Raw genomic sequence first — 25,023 nt, 5'->3', positions numbered from 1 at the left:
CCGCGGAGGCCTCCGCGTGAGGGCGTTCTCGCTCAAGACGAAGGCGATCGCGCTCTTCACGGCGATCGCGCTCGTCCCCGTGGCCGTCGCCGTCACGCTCCTCACGGACGTGAACCAGCGCGCCGTGCGGACCTCCGAGGAGAGCTTGCAGGCGTCGATCCTCTCCGAGGTGGCCTCGGCCTCGATCCAGCTCGTCCGGGATGTCGAGAGCGATGCCGTCGCCGCGGCGGCCATCTTCGGCCACGCCGCGAGCGGCGCCATCCGGGACGAGGACGCTGTCGCCTCGGTGCGCGCCCTCGTCGCGACGCGCGCGCTCGTCGACGCGGTGCGGCTCGAGGTGCCCGACGCGGGGATCAGCACCTTGATCCGCAAGGCGTCGTCCCGCGCCGACGTCCCCGCCGCGCCGGCTGCGCTGCGCCGGCTCGCCGACGAGCGCGGCGTCGGCTTCGGCGTGATCGGGCCGGCCCGCGGCCTCCTCGTGGCCCGCGTGCGGCCCGCCGGCGACGCGGGTGCCGGCGCCGCGCCGGGCGCAGGCGCAGGCGCCGCGGCGCCGCCTCCCCCGGGCGGCCCGGCCGGCTACGTGATCGCCGAGGTGGCGCTCGACATGCTCGGACGCGACCTGGAGGTGATCGCCGGGCGCCGCTTCGGGGGCCGCGCCGTGCGCCTGCTCATCGCGGGCCACAACCGCCAGGTGATCGCGGCGTTCGGGGTGCCCGGTGTCGCGCCGGGCAGCGACGCCTCATCCTTGCCGATCTGGCGTAACCTCCCCCCCGGCGCGGGGTTGAACGACAGGATCACCGTGCTCGCCCCGCACGACGAGGGCGGCCGGCAGATGATCGGCGCCATCGAGACGGTGCCCGATCTCGGCTGGGCGGTCGCGATCTGGCGTCCGGAGCCGGAGGCCTTCGCAGCGCTCGATGAGATGCGGCGCCGCGGCCTCGCCGTCGCGGCGGGCGCGCTCGTCCTCGCGCTCGCCCTCGCGCTCGTCACCGCCCGCCACGTGACGCGCCCGATCCTGCACCTCGTCGCGCAGGCGCGGCTCATCGGCGCCCGGCGCTGGCGCGAGATCGCGCTCGGCGAAGCGCTGCGGGGGCGGCGCGACGAGATCGGCGAGCTCACGACCTCCCTCGGCCGCATGGCCCAGGACCTGGAGCAAGGCGAGGCCGACATCGCCCGGGAGGCGAAGCTCCGCGGCGATCTCGGCCGGTTCATGGACAGGGCGGTCGTCGACGCGATCGTGCGGGGCGAGCACCCGCTCGCCCTCGGCGGCAAGCGGGCGGCCGTGTCGGTGCTCTTCGCCGACGTCGTCGGCTTCACGCCGCTCGCCGAGTCGCGCGACGCCGAGCGGATGGTCGCCCTCCTCAACGAGCTCTTCTCGATGCTCACCGAGATCGTGTTCCGGCACGGGGGCACGGTCGACAAGTTCATCGGCGACTGCGTCATGGCCGTCTGGGGCGCCCCGATCGCGCAGGAGGATCACGCGCGCCGCGCGCTCGCGGCCGCGGAGGACATGATGCGCTTCCTCGAGACGGCGAACGAGGAGTGGCGCGAGCGGTACGACGTCGAGGTCCGCCTCGGCGTGGGCGTGAACTCCGGAGAGGCCATCGTCGGCAACATCGGCTCCGACAAGCGGATGGAGTACACAGTGATAGGCGACGTGGTGAACGTGGCCTCGCGGCTCGAGGCGATCGCGGCGCCGAACCAGGTGCTGGTCTCCGCGGCGACGAGGGACCTCGCCGGCGACGCGTTCCCGCTGCGCGCGCTGGGCGAGCGCAACCTCACGGGGCGAAAGACGACCACGGCCGTGTACGCGCTCGATCCGGACTGAAGGGGGCCCAGCGCGCCCGCGCCCGTCGGCGCATGGTGGTGAACTCCCCCGCCCCGCCGGAAGGATGGCACCGCTTCCGCCATATTGTGAACGTTCACAAATAACGTCACGTCCGAGCGACGACATCGACGCCGCGCAGCAGGCGCACCTCGCGCGATCGCGGCGACCGGCGCCCGCCCTCTTGACGCAGTGATCCGGAGGAGCTCGCCGGCCCTGCCCTCCCTCGGCCTCGCGGAGCGGCACGGGCCGGTCGATTGGCATTGACCTCGGCCATGTGATCGTTCACATTTGGTTCAAGGGGTATCCTTTTACTTCGCGCATGAGCGGGTCGCCCTGCGCGCCGCGCCCTTCGTCATCCAATCGAGTTCTTGTCGATTCCAGAGCTCCGTTCGCCCGACCGCCGCGAAAGCGATGGTCGAGCGATGGTGCTTGGTGTTCTTACCGAGGGTGAGCCACCGGAGGACACCACAGACCTCGTCGATTCGACGGGGGTCGAGAAATCCTCGGTACGGTCCGTCGGGTCACCCCGTCGCATCATCGGAGAGCAAGATGAAGAAGCCGTCCTGGCACGAGCTCCGTTTCTCAAGAGAAGGCGCCGCCATTTGCGCGCTCGCATTCGCGGCCGCGTGCACGGGCGCGCTGGGTGACACGACGAAGGGCGGTGGGGCATCCTCTGCCGGAGGCGACGGATCACCGACGGACTCGGGTGTCGGCAGCGGCGGATCACCGACGGACGCGGATCCCCCGCCGTTCCAGCCCGCGGCCGGGATGTTGCGCCGTTTGACGAGAACGCAATTTCGCAACGCCGTGCGCGACGTCTTCGGCGTGGAAGTCAATATCAATGACCTCGACGCCGACAGCTGGAACGGGAATTTTGCGGTCATCGGCGCATCGACCGTCGTGACCTCGGAGCGAGGCGTCGAGCAGTACCACGCGGCCATCGAGAGCGCCGTCGACGCGGTGTTCGCGGATCGCGCGAAGCGGGACCAGTTCATCGGCTGCGCGCCCAGCGGCGCGGAGAACGACGCTTGCGTGCGTGGCTTCCTCCAGACGCTCGGGCTTCGAGCATGGCGCCGCCCGCTCGAGGCCGCCGAGCTCGACCGGCTCGCGGCCGTCGCCGCGAAGGCCGCGACCGAGCTCGAGAGCCCCGTCGAGGGGGCTCGCTGGGCGACCGTGGCCCTCTTCACCTCTCCGAACTTCCTGTATCGCCCGGAGCTCGGGGCGCCGAGCGCCGACGGGTCGCTTCGCTTGACGGGCTACGAGATGGCGTCCCGGCTCGCGTTCCTTTTGTGGAACAGCCTGCCGGACCAGGAGCTGCTCGACGAGGCCGCGAGCGGGGCGCTCGGAACGGTGGAGGGGATCCGCGCGGCGGCGACGCGGCTGCTCGAGACGCCCGCCGGGCGCGAGGCGGTCGGCGCCTTCGCCGAGGAGTACATGCGGCTCGATCGGATCGGCACCCAGGCAAAGGACTCGGGGCTCTTTCCGGAGTACAACCCCGCGCTGCAAGCGGCGATGGTCCGCGACATGCGAGGCACCTGGGAGGTCCTCGCGTTCGACGATCAAGCGAGCGCGCTCGACCTGTTCTCGACCACGAAGGTCGTCGTCAACAGCGACCTCGCCCAGGTCTACGGTCTCGACACGGCCGGCCTCGGCTCGGGCGCCTTCGAGGTCCGCTCGTTGCCCGCGGACGGCCCGCGCATCGGGATCCTCAGCAAAGCGGGCTTCCTCTCGCAGTTCGCGAACCAGAAGGAGGGCTCTCCCACCCTGCGCGGCAAGTTCATGCGCGACGCCCTCATGTGCACGCCCATCCCGCCGCCCCCCGGCGACGTCGCTCTCGAGCTCCCGGAGCCGCCTGCGGACAAGCCCCTCACGAAGCGCCAGCGCCTCGAGATCCACCGGACCGAGCCCGCTTGCGCCGGCTGCCACTCGTACATGGACCCGCTGGGCCTGCCGCTCGAGACCTTCGACGCGATCGGCCGCTTCCGCACGACCGACCACGGCCTGCCGATCGACCCGAGCGGCGAGTTCGACGGGCAGCCGGTGGCCGACGCGCGCGCGCTCGGCGTGACCCTCAGCGCGGACGCCTCCGTCGCGGAATGCCTCGTCCGCAAGTACTACATGTACGCAGCGGGTCACGAGGAGAGGAAGGTGGACGAGAGCGTGCTCAACGCGCTGACCGCCTCGTTCGAAGGGTCGGGGTACAAGCTGCGCGAGCTGGTCCTCGACGTCGTGACCAACGACGCTTTCTCGTCCGTCGCCCCCCAACCCTGATCGCAGGTACCCCAATGACGAACAAAGCCTTGAACCGACGAACTGTTCTCCGGGGCATTCTGGCGACGGGCGCCGCCGTCACGATCCCGCTCCCCCTGCTCGAGATCATGCTGAACGAGAGCGGCACGGCGCTCGCTCAGACGAAGACCCCGGTCTCGCCGCTCTACGTCACGTGGTTCTTCGGGAACGGCACGCTTCCCGGTCGCTGGAAGCCGACGCGCACGGGCTCCGGTCAGGCCTGGGACCTCAGCCCCCAGCTCCAGCCCCTCGCGGACCTCAAGTCGTACCTCACGGTGATCAGCGGCCTCGAAAACAAGCTCGTGGTATCGGGCGTCGAGCACCCCTCGGGGTCGGCGGGGGTCACGACCGGCGCGCCGCTCAGCGGGAACGCCGTGCGGGCCGCGTCCATCGACCAGGTCGTCGCGGACGCCATCTCGGCGGGGGCGCCGTACCGCTCCCTCGAGGTGGGGGTGACGCCTGCGACGCCGAACGGCCCTCAGGACTCGCTGCACACGGTCTCGCACAAGGGGCCGAACGCGCGCAACAACCCGGAGTTCGATCCGAAGGCCGTGTTCAATCGACTGTTCATGAGCGGCTTGCCCGAGCCCAGCGACGACGGCGCGGCTCAGGCCGCGAAGATCGCGAACGTCCGGAAGAGCGTGCTCGACTCCATCCTGCAGGACGGCGCGAGCCTGAAGCAGCGGCTCGGGGAGGCCGACAAGCATCGTATCGAGGAGCATCTCGAGTCGATCCGGGCCATCGAGCAGCGCCTCGAGACCATGTCGTCCGGAGGCGGTTCGACGTCAGCGTGCAAGAGCCCGACGGCCCCCACCGCCGGAAAGGATGCGCGGAGCGAGGCGCCCCCCGACGTGAACGCCGCCATGGTCGAGCTCTCGGCGCTCGCGCTCGCGTGCGAGAGGACCCGCGTGCTCTCGTTCATGTTCTCGCTGCCCGCCGCGCACGTCTACTACCGGCACCTCGCGCAGGACATGAACGACGACTTTCACGACACCATCTGCCACGGAGATGCCGGGGACCAATCGAGTCAGCCTCGCGTCGACAAGGGCGTGATCTACACGATGCGCTGCCTGAACGAGTTCTTGACGAAGCTCAAGAACACGCCGCACGGCAGCTCGAACCTGCTCGACAGCTCTCTCGTGTACGTCACGTCCGACACCGCGTGGGGCAAGGTGCACACGAGGACGGAATGGCCGGTGCTCTTCGCCGGGAAAGCCGGAGGGCGGCTGCGCGGCGACGAGCACCACAACTTTCCCGGCGACAACCTGAGCAAGGCGCTCCTGACGGTCGCCCAGATCATGGGTTTGCCGATCAAGGAGATCGGCATCGACGCGGGGCGGGTCACGTCGCCGCTCGCGGGCATCCAGGTCTGACCGCGCCAGCGCGCGCCGCGATCCCGCGGACGATGGAGTACATGCACCGCATGCTTTCTCGACACGCGCCCTTCTTGCACGTCACGCTGGTCCTCCTCGCATCTGCCGCCTTCCTCGGCTGCGGCGACGACGCCGACACCTCCTCTGCTGGCAGCGGCGGCGCCGGCGCTTCTGGCGGCGGCGCCGGCGCTTCCGGCGGCGGCGCCGCCGCTTCTGGCGGCACCGGCACGGCCAGCAGCGGCGCCGGCGCTTCCGGCGGCGGCACCGGCACGGCCAGCAGCGGTCAAGGCGGGTCCGGCGGCCATCCTCCCGCGGACCTCGTCGAGCCCGGCGATCCCGGCCCGGGTGATGTCACGTTCACCGTGCGCGCCGATCGGGACGTGCGCCCCATCAGCCGGCTCATCTACGGCGCCAACTGGGCCGAAGACCTGGACGGCGAGCAGCGCGGCACCACCGTCGTGCGCATGGGCGGCAACCGCATGACCGCGTACAACTGGGAGAACAACGCCTCCAACGCCGGCTCAGACTATATGCACCAGAACGACGCGCACCTCGTCGACAACAGCCCGAAGGGCGATGTCCCCGGGGAGGCGGTGCGCATGCACGCCGAGGGCGCGCTGACGCACGGCGCCGCCTTCATCGCGACCATTCCCATCTGCGGCTATGTCGCGGCGGACAAGAACGGCGGCGGCGACGTCAACCAGACCCGGAATTACCTCGAGACCCGCTTCCACCCGACGATCGCGCGCAAGGGCGCTCCCTTCTCCTCGTCGCCCAATCTCAACGACAACGCCGTGTACCAGGACGAGTTCGTCGCCTGGATGAAGCAGGCCTTCCCCGGCGCCTTCGAGGGCGACGTCGCGAGCGTGCTGTTCTCGCTCGATAACGAGCCCGACCTCTGGAATCACAGCCACGAGCGCATCCACCCGGAGCCGGTGCGCTACGCCGAGCTCGTCGACAAGAACATCGAGTTCGCGTCCGCGATCAAGGACGTCGCGCCCAATGCGCTCGTCACCGGCTTCGTCTCCTACGGGTATTCGGGCTATGTCAGCCTCCAGGACGCGCCCGACGCGGACGGCAACTTCATCGAGTACTGGCTCGACGCCATGAAGGCCGCCGAGACGAGCGAGGGGCGCCGCCTGGTCGACGTGCTCGACCTGCACTGGTACACGGAGATCTACGCGAACGGCGAGCGCCTCACGGGCTCCGACGCCTCCCCCGCGTCGGTCGAGGCCCGCGTACAGGCGCCGCGCTCGCTCTGGGACCCGACCTTCGTCGAGGACAGCTGGATCGCGAAGGACGTCGTGCGCGGCCCGATCAAGCTCATCCCCTGGCTCCAGGGCCTCATCGACGCCCATTACCCGGGCACCGCCCTCGGCATCACCGAGTACAATTACGGGGGCGGCAACCACATCTCCGGGGCGATCGCGCAGGCCGACGCCCTCGGCGTCTTCGGCCGCGAAGGCGTGTTCCTCGCGACGATCTGGGATCCCGGCGAAGAGGTCTCGATGCTCCGGGCCGGCGTGCGCGCCTTCACGAGCTACGACGGGCAGGGCGCGCGCTTCGGCGATACGTCCGTCCGCGCCGAGACGAGCGACGTCGCCAAGGCCACCGTGTACGCGAGCATCGACGAGGCCGATCCGAGCCGGATGGTCCTCGTCGCCATCAACAAGACCGCGGCCCCGCTCACGGCCGCGGTGACCCTCGCCGCCTACGAGAGCTACACGGCCATCGACACGTGGCAACTCACATCCACCAAGGCCGATCTCGTGCGTGCGGATCCGATTGCGCCGCGCGCCACGAACGCCTTCACCTACGCGATGCCGGCCCACAGCGTGTCGGTGCTGGTCCCCCGATAGTCGCGTCCCCCTCGTCCGGAGCGTCGTCGAGACAAGCCCCGTCGAGGAATGCGGAGACTCGACACGGGTCGGGATGGGACCCGCGGAGGCCCCCCGGACCGACACGGCAGACCGGACCGAGCTCCCGTCAGATCGCCGGCGCTCGGTAGCCGCCGAGCTCCCGCTCGATGTGGCCGGCCAGGGCGAGGACGACATCCTCGCGGAAGGGGCGGCCGATGATCTGGACGCCGACCGGCGTTCCTCGCGACGAGGTGCCCGCGCGCACGACGACCGCCGGCCACCCTGTCATGTTGTAAGCGAACGAGTAGCTGAATCCTGCGTAGACTCCGTGCTCGACCCACGCATCGTGGGGCAGCGCCTCGAGGACACACGGCGGGCAGACGATGGCGTCGACATCCTTCATGAAGCCGAGCATCCGCCCCCGCCACGCGTCCAGCCGCTCGACTGCCGCGGTCAGCTCCCCGCTCGACAGCGGCTCGCTCGCGAGCGCGGCGTCCACCTCGGCGCCGGGGTCCGTGGTTCCGGCCAGATCCAGGAGCCGCCTCAACCAGGCGCCGCCGTCCGCCCGGAAGATATCTGCGTCTATCGTGAGCACGTCGCTCAGCGCGTCGGGCTTCTTCGACTCCACCCGCGCGCCGCCCGCCTCCAGCGCCGCCGCCGCGTCCACCACCGCCTGGCGCACCGCCGCGTCCGGCGCCGCGATCCCGTTGTCGGTGTGCATCGCGATCCGCAGCTCCCTGAGCTGCACGTGCTTCGGGTCGCCGAGCGGCGCCGGGATCAGCGCCGCGTCGCGCCAGTCGGGCCCCGCCAGGACGCTGAAGAGCAGCCAGAGATCGTCGACCGAGCGGGCCATCGGCCCGAGCACGGTGAACGATTGGAGCAACCCCTCCGCCGGGACGATATGGCCCGTCCGCGAGATGCGGCCAGCGGTCGGCTTGAGCCCGGCAATCCCGCAAAAATGCGACGGCACACGGATGCTCCCGCCGGTGTCGCTGCCCACGTCGAACGGCGAGCCGCCCGCGGCCACGATGGCGCCCGCCCCCCCGCTGGAGCCGCCCGGCGACAGGTCAAGGCCATACGGATTGTTGGTGCGCCCGTACACCGCGTTGTTCGTCTCGTACGACCACGTCATCTCGGGCGTATTGCTCTTGCCCAGCAGGATCGCGCCCGCTTCCTTGAGGCGCCGGACCACGGTGGCGTCCTCTTTCGGAACGAAATTCGTTCGCCCGGCCGTCCCGCCGGTCGTCACCACGCCGGCGGTGTCGATGGAATCCTTGATCGTCATCGGCACGCCGTGCAGCGGGCCGAGCGGCTTGCCGCTCGCCAGGGCCTTGTCCGCCGCCCGCGCCTCCGCTCTCGCCTCGTCGGCGCGGAGCTTCACCACGGCGTTCAGCCGCGGATTGATCTTCGCGATGCGCGCCAGGTGCGCCTCCACGACCTCGAGCGACGACACCCGCTTCCGGCGGATCAGATCCGCCAGCTGCCCCCCGGTCGCCCGCGTGAGCTCCGACAGCGCCTCCGCTGCAGGCTCCTCGACGGGCGTCATCCCATCGCACGCGCCCGACAGGGCCGCCACGCTCCCGGCGAACGCCCGCAAGAAGAAGCGGCGCGAGATCTCCCCTGTGTGCCCGGCAGCGCCCGGGTCATCGACGTTTGCAGATTGGGTCATACTCTCCTCCCCACGGGAGCGTCGTGAGCCAGCGTCGCACGGCTCGCGAGACGCACGCCGCGATTCGTCACGCCTAGATGATGCCTTTACAGGAAACGAGCCATTGCACAGCAGGATACCGGCAATTGGTGGCACGTTGGCCACAGCCGTCCCGCGTGGAACGAGGAAACGATGCGACCCCGGGGCCTCACGCGGCGATCGCCACGCCCACCTCGGACGACCGTACCCTGATGCGATCCGCCCACCCTCGTGCGACGGCTACACGATCTCGATCGTCGATCCACGCACCGAAGGGTGCCGACTTCGCCCCGTGGCTCCTGGTCCCTCTACGGCGCTCAGCGCGCGCGGTTTCGGCGCCGACCATGTCTTCGACGATCCGTGGAGGGAACCCCGCGTCGTGTTGCCCCCTGGTACCCACCCGGCCATGCTCTCCGTCGAACCGCCGGATCCCCACATCGCCTTTCGAGCTCGCAGCTTTGTGCGCGTCGCTCGGCTGTCTCCTGGTCTGGTTTCGGTCGCCTGAGCCGCTGTCGCTCAAGACACTTGCGACCGGCATCATCGTCTCTGTCGAGCTCGCGATGGTCACCGGTGGGCCCTGTCGCAGCACCATCTTCCTGACCTCGCAGCGAGCCCGGCAGATCCTCATCGTGATGTTCACGGCCGCCGTCTGCCGCGTCGGAGCATCTTGCCTCTCGTCGGGCTCGTGGCGGAGCGTGAATGTTCTGGTCATGCCGGGCATCGGACGCGGCATGACCAGAGACCCTGAGCAGCTTGTTTCAGTACCATCCAGGTCAGGCAGCGGTGTCGCGGCAGCGTTGACCATCGCGGTGGTCCTCACCTCCACGGCGTGCGATCTCGTGGTGCGCGGGGGCGGCGGCGCCGAAACGGGCGGCGGCTCCACGACCGGTGATCAGGGCGGCGGCGCCGGTGCTGTCGGCAGTGGCGGAGGCGAGAGCGGCAGCGGCGGCGAGGGCGGCGGCATCGGGCCCAGCGGCAGCGGCGGCGAGGGCGGCAGCAGCGGGCCCAGCGGCAGCGGCGGCGAGGGCGGCGGCATCGGGCCCAGCGGCAGTGGTGGCGCGAGCGGCAGTGGCACCGGCGGCGCGGGCGGCAGCACGCCAGACACATGCGTGCCGGGCTCGGTCCTCACCTGTTATACTGGCCCCGTCGGGGTCGCTCACATCGGGCAGTGCGTCACCGGGACGCAGACGTGCCGCTCCGACGGGCTGGGCTACGGCCCCTGTACGGGGGCGGTGACGCCCACCGAAGAGATCTGCGCCACGCCGGTGGACGAGAACTGCGACGGCGAGCCCCGTTGCCCTCGGTTCCCCCTGTGGGCGCGGGGATACGGCGGCCCCGGCGACGACGACGGTCTATCCATCGTGAGCGACGCCTCCGGCAACTACTACGTCGCGGGTGAATTCGAGGGGACGGTCGATTTCGGCGCCGGCCCCCTCACCAGCGCAGGGGGCTCCGACATCTTCTTCCTCAAGCTCGATCCCTCCGGCTCGGTGATCTGGAGCAAGCGCTTCGGGGCCGCGCACGACGATGACAGCGCCACCATCGCCGTCGACGGGAGCGGAAACATCGTCCTTGTCGGCCGCTACTACAACGGGAGCTCGGTCTTCGGCGCCAGATTCGACCACGAAGGCAATCAGGTCACGAACACGGACTTCGAGATCATGATCCCTGGCGCTGAGCCCAAACAACTCGCTGTCAATGGCGACGGCGATGTGTTCATGCTCTTCGACGACGGCGGCGGTATCGTGGGGTTCACGCGCTCCGTGGCCGGAGGACCCGTCTGGTCCGGTGGGGGTCAAGTGCTTACATACGACCCGGGCACCGTCGCAGCAGGCCTCGCGGTCGGCGACGCAGGTGACGTGATCGTGGTGGAGGAGGTGAGCCATAGTGACCCGGAATTCCCTCCATTCGAGCTGATCGTCACCAGGTTCAGCTACGGTGGTGCGCTGCTGTGGCAACGATCGTTCGCGTCGAGCTCGACCGACAGATCCGCCGCCCCCTTGGCCGCGTCGGTCGTGGTCAACGCGGCGGACGAGATCCTCGTGACGACCTTCACGGACGGGACCATCGACTTCGGCGGCGGCGTGCTCCCCCGTGGGGCCGCGCTCGTGAAGCTGGACGCCGGAGGCCAGCATCTCTTCAGCCGCTCGGTTCGCTTCGGCGACAAGATCACCCTCGATCCCGCAGGCGGCATGTTCGTCGTCGGGCACGGCCTTGCCAGACTCGACGCGAGCGGGACGGAGACCTGGTCGGTCGACTTCGATCCTCTCGTGAAGGACATCGCGGCCTCGCCGAACGGCACCGTGGCCGTCACCGGGAGGGCGCTCGCGCCGGCGGACTTCGGGACCGGCCCGATCCCCTACGCAGCGGGGAGCGACATCTTCGTCGCCACGTTCAGCCCGCCCTGCGACGGCGGCGAGTGGGACTGCGAGACTGCGGGCAGCGGCGGGAGCGGCGACGGCGGCAGCGGCGCAGGCGGCAGCGGCGACGGCGGCAGCGGCGCAGGCGGCAGCGGCGACGGCGGCAGCGGCGCGGGCGGCGGTGGCAGCACGGAAGGCACGTGCGTGCCGGGCTCGGTCCTCACCTGCTACACGGGCCCCGTGGGGACCGTCGGCGTCGGGCCGTGCGTCACCGGGACGCAGACGTGCCGCTCCGATGGGCTGGGTTACGGGCCCTGCACAGGCGCGGTGACGCCCGCCGACGAGATCTGCGCCACGCCGGTGGACGAGAGCTGCGACGGCGTGCCCGATTGCCCCCGGCTTCCGCCGTGGGCGCGGGGATACGGGGGGTCCGGCGACGACTTGGGGCTGTCCATCATGAGCGACGCCGCTGGCAACTTCTACGTCTCGGGTAGCTTCCGAGGAACGGTCGACTTCGGCGCCGGCCCCGTCACCAGCGCAGGGGGGTCGGACGTCTTCTTCCTCAAGCTCGATCCCGCTGGCTCGGTGATCTGGAGCAAGCGCTTCGGGACCGAATACAACGACGCGAACGCCACCATGGCCGTCGACGGAAGCGGCAATATCGTGCTCGTCGGGGTTTATGACGGTGAAACTCTCACGCCAGGTCCGGATCTCGGTGGGGGTCCCCTCCCGCCCGTTCTCGATGAGGGCACGCTGTTCGTGGCCGCATTCGACTCCGATGGCAATCACATCTGGAGCAACGGCTTCCCGGGCAGACTCGGCACCTCGGGCTGGCCCTGGATGGTACAGCAGGCTGCCGTCGACGGCGCCGGCGATGTGTACGTGCTCCATGTCGTCGATGAATCTTATCGACTGGCAAAGGTGGGCGCCGGAGGCACCGCCGTCCTCTGGACAGCCGGCCTGCCCGGGATGTACAGCTATACACAGGCAACGGGAGCGGGAGGCATCGCGCTCGACAGCGCCGGCAACGTGCTGGCGGCGACCCCAAGCGTCTTTACGGGCACGCTCCCGTGGCCGACGACATTCAACGTCACCAAGATCGCCTCGACGGGGGCCGTGCTGTGGGAAAAACAGTTTCCGTCGATGGCGACGTACCCCCGAGCGGCGGCCTATTCGGTGGCGGTCAACGCGGCGGACGAGGTCCTCGTGACGGGCTTCACGGACGGCACCGTCGACTTCGGCGGCGGCGCCGTGGAGGATTCTTCCGTGCTGCTCAAGCTGGACGCGGCAGGAGAGGTCATCTCCACCCACACGACCCCTCACTTCCATCGGATCTTCCTCGATCCTGCCGGCGGAATGTTCGTCGCCGGGCCCTCGGGGCTCGCCAAGCTCGACGAGAACGGGACCAAGCTCTGGTCGGTCGCCTTCGACCCGCCCAGCAGCGATCCACTCAACCGTTTCGTGGAGGACATCGCCGTGTCTCCGAATGGCACGGTTGCGATCACCGGCAGCACGGGCGCGCCGGTCGACTTCGGGACCGGCCCGATCCCCTACGCAGCGGGCGGCGACATCTTCGTCGCCACGTTCAATCCCTGACGACCTCGCCTCTCTGCCTGCAAGCCAGCCTCGCGGAGCGGGAGCTTGAACTCCCTCGCTCCCCGCTCCGCGAGGTCAGTCGCCGGTGTCGCGCATCGACAGGTCGCTGCCCGGTGAACGGGCCCGTGAGGCCGATCTTCCCGACCGCGATCACGTCGGTCGCGCTGTCCCGGGTCACAGGAGCAGCGACACGGCCAGCACGCTCTACCAGAGCGGCGCCGACGCTCAGCGGTGCACGGCGTTGATGATGCCGTCGAAGAACTCGGTGCAACCGACGCTGTCGAGCATGCGGTTCCAGCCGAGCTCGTCGAACGGCTGCGGCAGGCCGTGGTTGGTCAGGAGGACGCCGATGATCTCGAGATCGGGATCGACCCACATGAACGTGCCGGCGCCGCCCGCCTTTCCGTAGGAGCGCGGCGACAGGCGCATGCCGCCGTTCGAGAAGCGCCGCGTCCGCAGCTCCCACCCGAGGCCCTTCGGGGCGAGGAGCAGGTTGTTGATGGGCGAGGTGTCGGTCGCCGCCTCCGTCACGTAGGGCGTGTTGTTCTTCTTCATCTGCCGGACCAGATCGGGCCGCAAGACCTCGGCGTTGCCGTAGGCGCCGCCGTTCAAGATCATCTGGCAGAAGACGGCCACGTCGCGCGCCGTGGTGAACACGCCGTCGCAGCCGGCGACGCCGCCCAGCGCGAAGTCCTGCTCGTCCTGCACCTGGCCCCGCACGAGGCAGCCCCGGCGGGCGGAGTACCCCGTGGCCGCGATGCGCTCGACGAGCTCCGGAGGCGGGTTGTACATCGTGTCGCTCATGCCGAGAGGACGCCAGATGCACTCTCTCGCGATGGCGTCGAGATCGTCCCCCGCGGCGGCCTCGATCATGCGGCCGAGGAGGCGGTACGTGAGATCGCTGTACAGCGCCGATCTGCCCGTCGCGTATTCGAGCGGCGTCTCGGCCATGATGCACCAGGCCGTCTCGACGTCCTCATCCAAGCACTGGTTGTCCAGCGGCAGACCGGACGAATAACGGAGCATGTCGTAGACGGTGACAGCCCCCTTTCCGTTGGCGGCGAACTCCGGCAGGTACCTGGCGACCGGCGCGTCCAGCCGGATCACGCGCTCTTCCACGAGCGCGAGGGCCGTCGCCGCGGTCGAGAGCACCTTGCTCATCGACTGGACGTCGAAGATCGTATCGAGCGTCACCGGCTCGTCGGCGCCGGCGACCTTGCTGCCGAAGGCCCGGTGACCCACGATGACCCCGTGCCGGGCGACCAGCGCCGTGGCGCCGGGAAACAGGGCGTCGTTCACGCGGCGCTGGATCCGCGCGAAGACGTCCTCCAGCCGCTCCGAGCTCATGTTCACGTCCTCGGGCCGCCCCGTGGTGAGCGTGGTCGAGCAGGCGCCTCTCCATGGGTCCGAACCGAGCGCAGGCGCCGCGGCGGCCACCGAGGCGATCTGGGTCATCCCTTGCAAGAACGTCCTGCGGTTGACCCCTCGTCGTTGATCGATCATGGCTCTTCCCAACCTTGCTTTCATGCAGAACGAATCCTTCCACGGCGTTTGCCCCCCGGAGGGCCGGAGGCGCATTCAGCGTGGGCGTCTGGCGTGAAGGCTCGCAATATGTACGCCAGCGTGACCTGCCGTCTCCCCTTCGAGCTGCACCGCCAAAAAGAGCTTCCACCTGGCCGCTGGTTTCAGCTGAGAGGTCCGGCGCGTCCCCTCCAATGGAGTTGGCACGACTGGAATGGAAGCGCAATCGATTGCGGGATGACGCAAGCAGATGACATCCTGGACGACCGTGGACGACCGCGGACGAATGAACGCGCTGTTCCCGTTGTGCCCCGTTGTGCTCCGTTCCGCCCCGCTCCGCCCCGTTCCGAGCTCGTTTGGAGGCTAGCTCACCGATCACGGGCGTCCTTCACCGGCCGACCCCGACATGCTGTCATGTCCTATCGACTCCAGACCAGCGGCGCCCGACGCGCCCGCGAGGCGGGGTTGCGGGCGCTCGTGGCCTGACGTCTCCCCCGCTGCCTCTCTCGTCGTCTCGCCCCCCCCCCGTCACTCGCGCACTTGCGCGCCAGCGGACGATGCGGTGGGCATTCCGCTCAATGCTGAGCTCGGCAGACAGCGTCCGATGACCCCGCGATCGACGCGGCTCGCCCTGGCCGGCCGTCATGTCGCAGCCGGCGCGTCGAGTCGCCCGGATGCCTGGATCCGCCGCGAAGCCGACCGCTCACCTCTGGTACCGATCCTGCCTGCCGGTCGGCAGCGCAGGCGCTTTCGAGCGCAGCTGCGCCCCGGAGCCGTGTTGTCACGCCCAGCACGCCAGAGCCATGCAGACAGCGACCGAATACCTCGCGGAGGCCGTGCTGGACGAAGGTCCGGATTTCGCGCTCTACCGGGCGCGCGGGCCGGCGGGGCGGAGCGTCCTCGTCAAGGCCCTGAAGGCCGCTCACCCCTCGACGGCCGAGTACGAGGCGCTGCGGCGCGAGCTGGAGGCGACCCGGCTGGTCGGCTGCGACGTGGCCATGGAGGCGGTGCGGATCTGCACGTTCCATGGCCAGCCCGCGCTCGTGATCCAGGACGACGGCGCGACGCCGCTCGCCCGCCTCATGGGCACCCCCATGGATCTCGGCCGGTTCCTGAGGCTCTCCATCGCCATCGCCGACGCGCTGGCGACGATCCACGGGCGGCAGATCGTCCACCTCGGCCTCACCCCGCACCGCGTGATGCTCATGCCCGGCGACGACATCAAGCTGACCGGGTTCAGCCCCTGGTCGCTCTCTCCGGGCCGGTGTAGCCCCCGATCCGCCCGTCCAGCCCCCTGCACCTGGCCGTACCTGTCGCTCGAGCAGGGCGGGCGCCTCGGCGTGGCGATCGATCATCGGTCGGACCTCTACTCGCTCGGCGTGATCCTGTTCGAGCTCCTCACCGGACGGCTGCCGTTCGCCGCGAACGATCTGCTGGGATGGCTCTACTGCCACGCCGCGGTGGTCCCCCCGTCGCCGCTCGTGTCCGTGCCCGGGCTGCCCTCGACCGTCGCCGAGCTCGTCCTGAAGCTGCTCGCGAAGCTCCCCGAGGACAGGTACCAGAGCGCCGCCGGCCTCCAGCACGATCTCGTCCGGTGCCGGGAGGCGCTCCGGACGAAGGGGCGGATCGCGCCGTTCCAGCCGGGTCTCGCCGACGTGCCGCCGCCTCTGCGGCTGACCCCCGGGCTCTACGGCCGCGCCGGCGAGGTCGCGCGGCTGGAGGGCGCCGTGGCGCGGGTCGGGAGCGATGGCCGGACGGAGCTGGTCCTGATCTCCGGCCTTCCGGGCGTGGGCAAGACGCGCCTGGTCCATCGCCTCGGCGAGTCCGTCCGCGCGCCCGCCGCGCGCTTCACGGGCGGCAGGTGCGAGGCGGCCCCGCGCCATGCCTCGTGCGAGGCGCTCCTCGCGGCGCTGGACGGCGCGCTCGTCCAGGCCCTCGAAGAGGGCGAGGCGTCGCGCGCGGAGCTGCAGCGCGGCCTCGCGGGGGCGCTGGGCGCGAACGCGTCGCTGCTGGCCGGCATGCTCCCGGCGCTCGCCCGGATCCTCGGCCAGCAGAGCCCGCCGCCCGAGATCCCGCCCCCCGAGGCCGAGGCCCGGTTCCTCCTGGCGCTCGGCCAGCTCCTCGGCGCGCTCGCGCGGCCGGGGAAGCCGCTCATCGTCTTCCTCGACGATCTCCAGTGGACAGACGCCGATACGCTGAAGGTCGTCGAGCGCTGGGCGACCGACCCCGGCGTCCGCGACACGCTGATCCTCGGCGCATACCGGAGCAACGAGGTCTCCGATTCCCACGCGGTGCGCCGGATGATCCGCCGGCTCCGCGAGCAGGACGTCGCCGTGACCGAGATCGCGATCGCCCCGCTGTCCGCCGACGCCGTGACCTCGTGGGTGGCCGACTCGCTGCGCGCTCCCCGGGAGGAGGTCGCCCCGCTCGCGGTGAGCCTCCACGAGAAGACAGGGGGAAATCCGCTGTTCGTCGCGCAGCTCGCGGGCACGCTCTACCAGGAAGGGCTGATCCGCTTCTCGACCACCGCCCGAGCGTTCCGGTGGGATCTCGAGAAGATCCGGGCAAAGCGGTGCTCGGACGACGTCGCCGAGATCATCGCCGCGAACCTCCGCAGCCTCGATGCGGGCACGCAGGACGCGCTGCGGCGGTTCGCCGTGTTCGGCGACGCCGCGGATCTGGCGACCCTGGCGCTCCTCCTCGGCTGCCCGGAAGACGCCGTCATCGAGCGCCTGCAAGCGGCCTTCGCGCTGCGGCTCATCGTCCGGATCGACCGCGAGATCCGCTTCCTTCACGACCGCATCCATCAGGTCGCCTACGAGCTCACCCCCGCCGAGCAGCGGCCCGAGGCGCACCTCGCCGCCGCGCGCGCCCTGCTCGACGGCCTCCTGCCCGACCGCATCGAGGCCCAGCTGTTCGAGATCGTCCGCCAGATCACCCGCGGCGCGTCTCGGATCACGTCGCCGGAGGAGCGGGCGCGGGCCGCCGAGCTCGACCTGCGCGCGGGCCGGAAGGCCCAGGCCGCGACCCACCACGCCGCGGCCATCGGCTTCTTCCTGCAGGGCGCCGAGCTGCTCGGGGGCGCGCGCGCCGAGCTCGCGTTCGAGCTCGACTTCGCGCTGGCCCAGTGCCGGTTCGCGACCGGCGAGCTCGCGGCCGCCGAGCGCATCTGCGCGTCGCTGTGCGAGCGCGCCTCCGGGCGGTGCGCGGCCGCGACCGTGTACGCCCTGCTCGCCGAGATCCAGGTCGCGCAAGGCGCGATGGACGCCGCCGTCGAGAGCTGCGTCGCAGGCTTCGGCCACTGCGGGCTCCCCCTGCCGCGCCACCCGGAGGCCGCCGCGGTGGACGCCGCCGTCGCAGCGGCCCTGGGTCGCCTCGAGGGCCGCGCCCTCGCCATCTCCGCCCTCCCGGACCTGCCGCCCATGACCGACCCGCGCACCCGGGCCGTCTGCGATCTCGCCGCCACCCTCTACCAGCCTGCTTACCACGCGAGCTGGGACGTCATGGCGGCCGCCGCCAGCGTCGCCGTGGAGCTCTCGCTGACGCACGGGAACACGAGCAGCTCCGCGGCCGCCTACGCGACCTTCGGGCTCGTCCTCGCCGAGCGGCGCGGGCGCCCCGCGGACGCGTTCGCCTTCGGCGAGGCGGGCTATCGGCTCGCCCAGCGCGAGGAGCACTCGCCGTACAGGCCCAGGGCGAGCTTCACGTTCATCGTCTTGCTCGGCTACCTGAAGATGCCGGTCCGACGCTGTCTGGAGCTCATGCAGCGCGAGCTGGACGCGGCGATCTCCGCCGGCAACTACCCTTTCGCGTGCTACTTCGGCCATCAGCTCGTCGCGCTCCGGCTGTTCGTCGGCGACTCCCTCGACGACGTCGCCGACGAGGCGACCCGGCGCCTCGCGTTCGCCGAGCGGACGAGCGGCTGGCTCGACCAGGAGGTCTTCCGCGCCCAGCTGCGCCTGATCGCGCGGCTGCGCGACCCCTCCGCGCCCGATCGCCCTGCGGACTGCGCCGTCGAGGAGCTCGCGCAGAGGTCGCCGATCAGGGGCTTCCATGGCCACCTCCTCGAGCTGCAGACGCGCCTGCACCTCGGCGATCCGGGCGGGGCCGTCGAGGCGGCGGAGCGCGCGGGCGCATTGCTGCAGGCCGCGCGCGGCTTCCTCGGGGCCGCCCAGCTTCACTTCTACGCGGCGGTCGCGCGCTCTGCCGGCCACGCTCGCGCGCCCCCGCCCGCCTGCCTCGAGGCCGTGCGCGCGCACCTCGCCCACCTGACGGCGCTGGCGGAGGTCTCCCCGGCGAACTTCGCACACCAGGCAGCCCTGGTCTCGGCCGAACTCGCGCGCCTCTCGGGCGATGAGCTCGCCGCGGAGCGCGCGTACGAGCAGGCCCTCAAGGACGCCCGCGCCGGCGGGTTCCTCGAGGTCGAGGGGCTCGCCAGCGAGCTCTGCGCGCGCTTCTACGAGCAGCGGGGGCTCGACACGGCGGCGAGCGCCTACCTCGCGCGCGCCCGCGACAGCTACGAGGCCTGGGGCGCGCGGGCGAAGGTCTGCGCCCTGCTCCAGCGGCACCCCGAGCTCGCGAGGCGGCCCGCGTCCGGGTGTGCCGACGTCAAGTACCTGGATATGCTCGGCATTCTGAAGGCCTCCCAGGAGATCTCGAGCGCGCTGGTCCTGCCCCAGCTGCACGCGCGGCTCCTGCGCGTGGCCATGGAGCACGTGGGCGCGCAGCGCGGCTGCCTGCTCCTCTCGTCGCCGGAGGGCCTCGTCCTGGCGGAGGCGAGCGGCGACGGCGAGCGCGCCTTCGGCCCCGCCGGCCGCCTCGCGGCGCCGTCGCAGGTGCCCCTGTCGCTCTGCAGGGCCGTCGTCCGCGCCCGCAAGCCCATCGCGATCGCCGACGCGGCTGCGCCGCACCGCTTCACGATGGATCCCTATTTCGGCGACGCGCTGCGCCCTCGCCGCTCGGCCCTCGGCGTGCCCATCGTGCGCCAGGACGAGGCGGTGGGCCTGCTCTACCTGGAGAACGACCTGGTCCCGGGCGCCTTCTCCACGGCGGAGCTGGACGTCCTCGATGTCCTCGCGTCGCAGGCGGCCATCTCGCTCGAGAACGCGCGGCTCTACGGCGAGCTCCAGCTGGAGAACGCGCAGCGCCGGCGCGCGGAGGCGTCCTTGCACGACAGCAGCTCGCTCCTGCAGGCCATCCTCGACAACACGCCCGCCGTCGTGTTCGTCAAGGCCCCGGACGGGCGGTACCTGCTCATCAACCGCCGTTACGAGGACGTCGTGCACGTGAGCCGCGAGGACATCCTCGGCAAGACCGACCACGAGCTGTTCCCGACCGAGATCGCCGACGCGGTGCGCGCCAACGATCTCGCCGCGCTGCGGGAGGACAACCCCATCGAGAGGGACGAGTTCGTCTCGGCGCCCGACGGCATGCACGTGTTCCTCTCCCTCAAGTTCCCGCTGCGCCATCCGGACGGGACGTCGTATGCGGTGTGCGGGATCTCGACGGACGTCACCGAGCGCAAGCGCGCCGAGGAGATGCTGCGCCACTCGCACGCGCTGCTCGAGGCCACGCTCGACTCGACGGCGGACGGCATCCTCGTCGTCGACGACGCGGGCCGCCCCGTGCGGCACAACCGAAGGTTCAGGGAGATGTGGGGGATCCCCGAGCATGTGCTCCTCTCGCAGGACGACCGCCTGGCGCTCTGCGTCGATCAGCTCGCGGACTCGGAGCAGCTCCTGCAAGAAACGAAGACAGCAAGGACAGCGAAGACGGCGAAGACAGCGAAGATGACGAGGACGACGAGGAGCGTCGACGATCCTCGGGAGGCGAGCGGCGTCGACACCCTGACGTTCGACGACGGCCGGGTCTTCGAGCGTTGCTCCCAGCCTCAGCGCGTGAGCGGGCGCATCGTCGGGCGGGTCTGGAGCTTCCGCGACGTCACCACGCGCGTGCAGGCCGAGCAGCAGCGGGACCGCCTGCTCGCGGATGAGCAGCGAGCGCGCGCCCGCGCGGAGGAGGCCGTCCGCGTGCGGGACGAGTTCCTCTCCGTCGCCTCGCACGAGCTCCGGACGCCGCTGACCAGCCTGCAGCTCGCCGTCCACTCGATGGAGAAGAAGCTCTCGCGAGGCGCGGAGGGCATCGAGCGGGCGCGCGCGTCGGTCGATCTCTCGCAGCGGCAGATCAAGCGCCTCGTCGCCCTCGTCGACATGCTCCTCGACGTCTCCCGCATCCAGGCGGGGCGCCTGGAGCTCGACCCGATCGAGATCGATCTCCGCGCGATCGTCGGAGAGGTCGCCACGTACCTGGACGACCAGCTCGCGCGGGCAGGCTGCGCGCTCGACGTGCGCGCCGCCGGGCCGGTCGTCGGCCGCTGGGACGCGCAGCGCATCGAGCAGGTCGTGACCAACCTGCTGAGCAACGCGATCAAGTTCGGCGGGGGCAAGCCGCTCGAGCTCACCATCGCGTCGGACGGAGAGATCGCCCGCCTCTCGGTGACCGATCATGGCATCGGCATCCCCGCCGACGTGCGAGAGCAGGTCTTCGAGCGGTATCGCCGGGGCGTCTCGTCGCGTCATTACGGCGGGCTCGGGCTGGGCCTCTACATCACGCGCACCATCGTCGAGGCGCACGGAGGGCGGGTGAGCGTGGCGAGCGAGATCGGCGAGGGCTCGACCTTCTCCGTCGAGCTGCCGCTCTCGCGCGACGTCAAGCCACCCGCGAACGACCGGGAGCGGCGGCGGCGGCGGCGCACTGAGTAGAGTAGTTGAGCAGCGATGAGGGCGTTGACAGCGGGCGCGCTGGCGCTACCCTGGGCACACCGGTCAGGAACAGGATCCGTCATTCCACCGACCGACGAGTCATGACGGGCCGCGCTAGCGCCTGGCGACGATGGACCTGAGAGCGTCCCTGATCCCACATGGGGTCTCGGGTGATGAGGTCGTGCCATGCGAAAGGCGGAGATAGAGGCCCTGGTGCGCGCGCACCGGGGCCGTGCCCGTCCCGTCGCGTTCTTTCATGTGCTCCGTCAGCCGTCGCTGGAGCCAGACGATCATGCCTTCCTGTCCGAGCACATCGACGAGCTCGGGACATCCGATCTCCTGCGCTGGAGAGCGCGCTGCGAGAGCGGGTTCAGCGGGCCGGTGATCCGGCAGCTCGCGCGGCTCGCGATCCAGGATCCCGCGCACTTCCAGCATGAGGTGCTGGGCGTGCCGCGCCTCGTGCTCGACGAGGAGGAGTGGATCGAGCTCTCGGATCTCGTGCGCGGCAAGGTCCCGGCGGGGATCTACGAGCGCGTGCTCGAGCGTTGCCGGCGCGAGCCTGTCCAGTGGCCCTCGGAGTTCATCCTCGCGCCCAAGGTCCACAAGGGGCTGCCGCCGCTGCTCGACGGGGACGAGCTCGACGGCCTGAACGGGGAGCGCCCCGCGCTGCGCGATCTGCCGGTCCCGAAGATCCTCGCGGCGAGGCGGGCCGGGGCGCTCTCGCTCGATGACGACGCGCTGGCCGCGCTGGCGATGGAGCGCGCGCGCGGCTCGGACGAGGACTGGAGCGTCGATATCCTCCGTTTTCCCCCGGCGCTCCGGGACGCGATCCTCGAGAAGGCGCGCCGGACGCCGCGGGGCGCGGAGCGGGCGAACCTGCTCGGCTGGCTCGAGGCGCACGGCGTGGGGCGGGCCGCGCTGATGGACATCGCGCTCGGCGCGATCCGGGCGGGGGACGACGCGTATGCCGTGCTCTCCTGGCTCGCGCGCCAGCTGACGACGCGGGCGGCGTGGGACAAACACGGCCTGGAGACGCTCTCCACGCTGATGTCGAGGCGCGCCTTCTCGGAGATAGGCGAGCTCGTGACGCTCGCGTGGAGCGAGGCCAGCCAGGGCGGCAAGGAGGTCTCCCGCGGCTTCCTGGAGGCGATCCAGGTCGCCTTCGCGCTGGTGCTGCTCGGGATGGCGCGGGAGGCGCTCGCGGCGGGCCGCGAGGCGGGCGCGACGGCGGCGCTGTCGGCGCTCGCGTGCCTCGACCCGCCGTCGCGGGTGAGCCGCGCTGTGCACGAGCTCCGGCGGGTCCCGGGCGCGAGCCCGGACGTGGTGGAGCTCATCGCCGTGAACGAGCGGCTGGTGAAGCACAGCGACGCGCGCGACGCCTCCCTGGAGGGCTTCGTGGCCGCCCTCCACGCGATCGCCGACGCGTCTTCGTGATCGCCGCCGGCGCGGCGCCGCTCGCGGCGGCAGCAGCGGCGCGCCCGCTCGCCGCCGGCCGCGCGTGACGTAGCGCGGGGAGCAGCGAGCGGGGCGCGCCGCGCGGCGCGCCGTGGGCGAGCCGGGGCGCCCCCGGCGCGGCGCATGGAATCGTGGGGAGAGCGGCCGCCGCCTCCCCTCCCAGCGCAGGAGTCGACGACGGCCGCCGCCTCGAGCGCGGCGGCCGCTGATCGCCTTCGTTTCCAATGCGCTTCACGACAGTCGCCATCGCTTCCAATGCGATGGACGACGGTCGCCTTCTTTTTCAATGCGGGGGCCGGCCTTGCCTCCCCTCGAACGTCGACTCTGGAGGAGCACGCCGATGGCGTTCATCAACTATGCGAGCCGGGAGATCTACTGCAAGATCGTCTATTACGGACCCGGTCTCTGCGGCAAGACGACGAACCTTCAGTACGTGTACGACCGGACGGTGCCGGCCGCCAAGGGGCGGCTCATCTCGCTCAAGACCGAGAGCGATCGCACGCTGTTCTTCGATTTCCTGCCGCTCGATCTCGGGGGCCTGTCGGGCTTCCGGACGCGCCTTCAGCTCTACACGGTGCCGGGCCAGATCTTCTACAGGGCGAGCCGGAAGCTCATCCTGAAGGGGCTGGATGGCGTCGTGTTCGTGGCGGACTCGCAGCGCGCCCGGCTCGACGCGAACATCGAGTCGTTGGCGGACCTCTGGGACAACCTCGCCGAGGAGGGCCGCTCGCCCGGCCGGCTGCCGTTCGTCGTCCAGTACAACAAGCGGGATCTCGACGGGATCGCCGATGTCGCGGAGCTCCGGGAGCTCCTCAACCCGGACGGGGCGCCCGAGTTCGAGGCCGCGGCGGCGAGCGGCCGCGGCGTGTTCGACACCCTGAGGGCGATCTCGAAGCTCGCCCTCAAGGAGGTGCAGCGCCGCCAGCGGTAGGGCCTCCGCGAGCGCCGATCTCTTGCTGCTCGCGCGCGCCGAGCTCACCCTCCCGGAGGGAGGACACACCATGACACAGAGGCTCACATACCACGTCATGCCGGACCCCGACGGCTGGGGCTGGGTGGTCGCGGCCGAGGGCTACGTCACCCGCTCGCTCCCGTACGGCACGGTGCAGGAAGCGATCGAGTCCACGGAGGAGCTCGTCCGCCAGCACCCGGGCAGCGCGGTCGTCATCGACGAGCTGCCACCGCCGCTCACGCCGATCGAGATCGAGCATCGCCTGGCGGCGTGACCGCGGCCAGCGCCGCCGCGGAGGCGCGCGGCCCGTGAGGGTACGGCCGGCGCGCCCGGGCGCGTCCCGCGGCGGCGCGAAAAAAAAAGCTCCCCCGTGTCGATCCGGCGCGCTTCCGTTCGTCGCCCTGCTGAACGCCGGGCTTCCTCCCGGTAACGACCCCGTGGGAAGAGTGTACGAGCAGACAGCGTCAGGACCGGAGCGAGGGCACGAACGAGCAGGGCTGCAGCGAGCACGCCGGCGCGTGAGGGCCACCGCTCCGGGAGACATCGAGAAGAGCGTCGCGCTGGACGACGGCAGCTCGTGCGCTCCCTGTCGGCCCATACCAAGGAGAATGTGGACATGCGTTTCATGATCATGCACAGGACCAACGCACAGACTGAAGCCGGCGCGATGCCGAGCCCCGAGTTCATCGCGCGTGTGGGGCAGATGATGGGGGACCTGGTGAAGACGGGGGTGCTGCGCGGCGGCGATGGGCTCCGCCCCAGCTCCGAGGGCGTTCGCCTCCAGTTCGCCGGCGGCCAGCGCACCGTCACCCGAGGGCCCTTCGGCGGCGCAAAGGCGGTGCCCGCCGGCTTCGCGGTCCTCCGCGTCACGTCGCTCGACGAGGCGATCGGCTGGGTGTCGCGGTTCGCGGCCCTGATCGGCGACGTCGACATCGACATCCGGCCTGTGACGGAGATGTGGGATCTCGGCATGGGGCCGAAGCCCGAGGGGCTCACGACGACGCGGTACATGGCGGTCCACTGCCACGACGAGGCGGGAGGCGACGCGCCGCCCGCGCCGGAGCTGATGGCGTCGATGGGTCGCCTCATCGAGGAGATGACCCGGGCCGGCGTGCTGCTCGCGACCGAGGGAATGCAGCCGAGCGCGAAGGGCGCTCGCATCGTGTCGACCGGCGGCAAGCACAAGGTGACCGACGGCCCGTTCGCCGAAGCCAAGGAGCTGATCGGCGGGTACGTCATCGTCGATGTGCCGTCTCTCGACGACGCCAAAAACATCGCGCTCCGCTACGCGGACGTCATGGGCGACATCACGATGGATATCCGCGCGCTGTCCTGACGTAGG

At 70.8% G+C, this 25,023-nt stretch carries 12 protein-coding genes; 10 read left to right on the top strand and 2 right to left on the bottom strand.

The window, feature by feature from the left end; all coding sequences use genetic code 11:
- The first annotated feature begins 16 nt into the window (after positions 1-16).
- The 4 genes from POL72_RS51020 to POL72_RS35235 all read left to right on the top strand — a co-directional run bounded on the left by POL72_RS51020 (position 17) and on the right by POL72_RS35235 (position 7,349).
- The gene (locus POL72_RS51020) at positions 17-1,828 is read left to right on the top strand and encodes an adenylate/guanylate cyclase domain-containing protein (RefSeq protein WP_272101189.1); all 1,812 of its coding nucleotides are present in this window, start codon (positions 17-19) and stop codon (positions 1,826-1,828) included.
- Between the two features lie 780 nt (positions 1,829-2,608).
- Positions 2,609-4,099 (top strand): DUF1592 domain-containing protein, encoded by a 1,491-nt coding sequence (locus tag POL72_RS35245; protein ID WP_272101188.1) that lies wholly within the window; start codon positions 2,609-2,611, stop codon positions 4,097-4,099.
- Between the two features lie 29 nt (positions 4,100-4,128).
- Positions 4,129-5,490, top strand: a complete 1,362-nt coding sequence (locus POL72_RS35240; RefSeq protein ID WP_272101187.1) for a DUF1552 domain-containing protein — start codon at positions 4,129-4,131, stop codon at positions 5,488-5,490.
- 50 nt (positions 5,491-5,540) lie between these two features.
- Positions 5,541-7,349 (top strand): glycoside hydrolase family 44 protein, encoded by a 1,809-nt coding sequence (locus tag POL72_RS35235; RefSeq protein ID WP_272101186.1) that lies wholly within the window; start codon positions 5,541-5,543, stop codon positions 7,347-7,349.
- 127 nt (positions 7,350-7,476) lie between these two features.
- Here POL72_RS35235 and POL72_RS35230 read toward each other — a convergent pair whose 3' ends face one another.
- Positions 7,477-9,018 (bottom strand): amidase, encoded by a 1,542-nt coding sequence (locus POL72_RS35230; protein ID WP_272101185.1) that lies wholly within the window; start codon positions 9,016-9,018, stop codon positions 7,477-7,479.
- Positions 9,019-9,833: 815 nt separating this feature from the next.
- Here POL72_RS35230 and POL72_RS35225 point away from each other — a divergent pair.
- A complete protein-coding gene (locus POL72_RS35225) occupies positions 9,834-12,992 on the top strand; it encodes an NHL repeat-containing protein (RefSeq protein ID WP_272101184.1) in 3,159 nt (1,052 codons plus the stop codon).
- Positions 12,993-13,217: 225 nt separating this feature from the next.
- Here the strand turns inward: POL72_RS35225 and POL72_RS35220 are convergent, their stop codons facing one another.
- Positions 13,218-14,495 carry a serine hydrolase domain-containing protein gene (locus POL72_RS35220; RefSeq protein ID WP_272101183.1) on the bottom strand — a complete coding sequence of 426 codons (1,278 nt, stop codon included), beginning with the start codon at positions 14,493-14,495 and terminating at the stop codon, positions 13,218-13,220.
- An 821-nt stretch (positions 14,496-15,316) separates the two neighbouring features.
- On the opposite strand from POL72_RS35220, the gene POL72_RS35215 reads away from it, so the two are divergent.
- From POL72_RS35215 to POL72_RS35195, 5 genes are all read left to right on the top strand, one after another.
- Entirely contained in the window at positions 15,317-21,274 is a 5,958-nt protein-coding gene (locus POL72_RS35215) for an ATP-binding protein (RefSeq protein ID WP_272101182.1), read from the top strand.
- Positions 21,275-21,460: 186 nt separating this feature from the next.
- Positions 21,461-22,708, top strand: coding sequence for a hypothetical protein (locus POL72_RS35210; protein ID WP_272101181.1), 1,248 nt, complete (start codon positions 21,461-21,463; stop codon positions 22,706-22,708).
- 361 nt (positions 22,709-23,069) lie between these two features.
- Positions 23,070-23,660: a GTP-binding protein gene (locus tag POL72_RS35205; protein ID WP_272101180.1), complete on the top strand. Its 591-nt coding sequence runs from the start codon at positions 23,070-23,072 to the stop codon at positions 23,658-23,660.
- Between the two features lie 70 nt (positions 23,661-23,730).
- A complete protein-coding gene (locus POL72_RS35200; RefSeq protein WP_272101179.1) occupies positions 23,731-23,955 on the top strand; it encodes a DUF2188 domain-containing protein in 225 nt (74 codons plus the stop codon).
- Between the two features lie 342 nt (positions 23,956-24,297).
- The gene (locus tag POL72_RS35195; RefSeq protein ID WP_272101178.1) at positions 24,298-25,017 is read left to right on the top strand and encodes a YciI family protein; all 720 of its coding nucleotides are present in this window, start codon (positions 24,298-24,300) and stop codon (positions 25,015-25,017) included.
- Positions 25,018-25,023 lie beyond the last annotated feature (6 nt).

This window comes from Sorangium aterium (assembly GCF_028368935.1).
Lineage (GTDB): Bacteria > Myxococcota_A > Polyangia > Polyangiales > Polyangiaceae > Sorangium > Sorangium atrum.
This window is presented reverse-complemented; position numbering and strand designations above follow the sequence as displayed.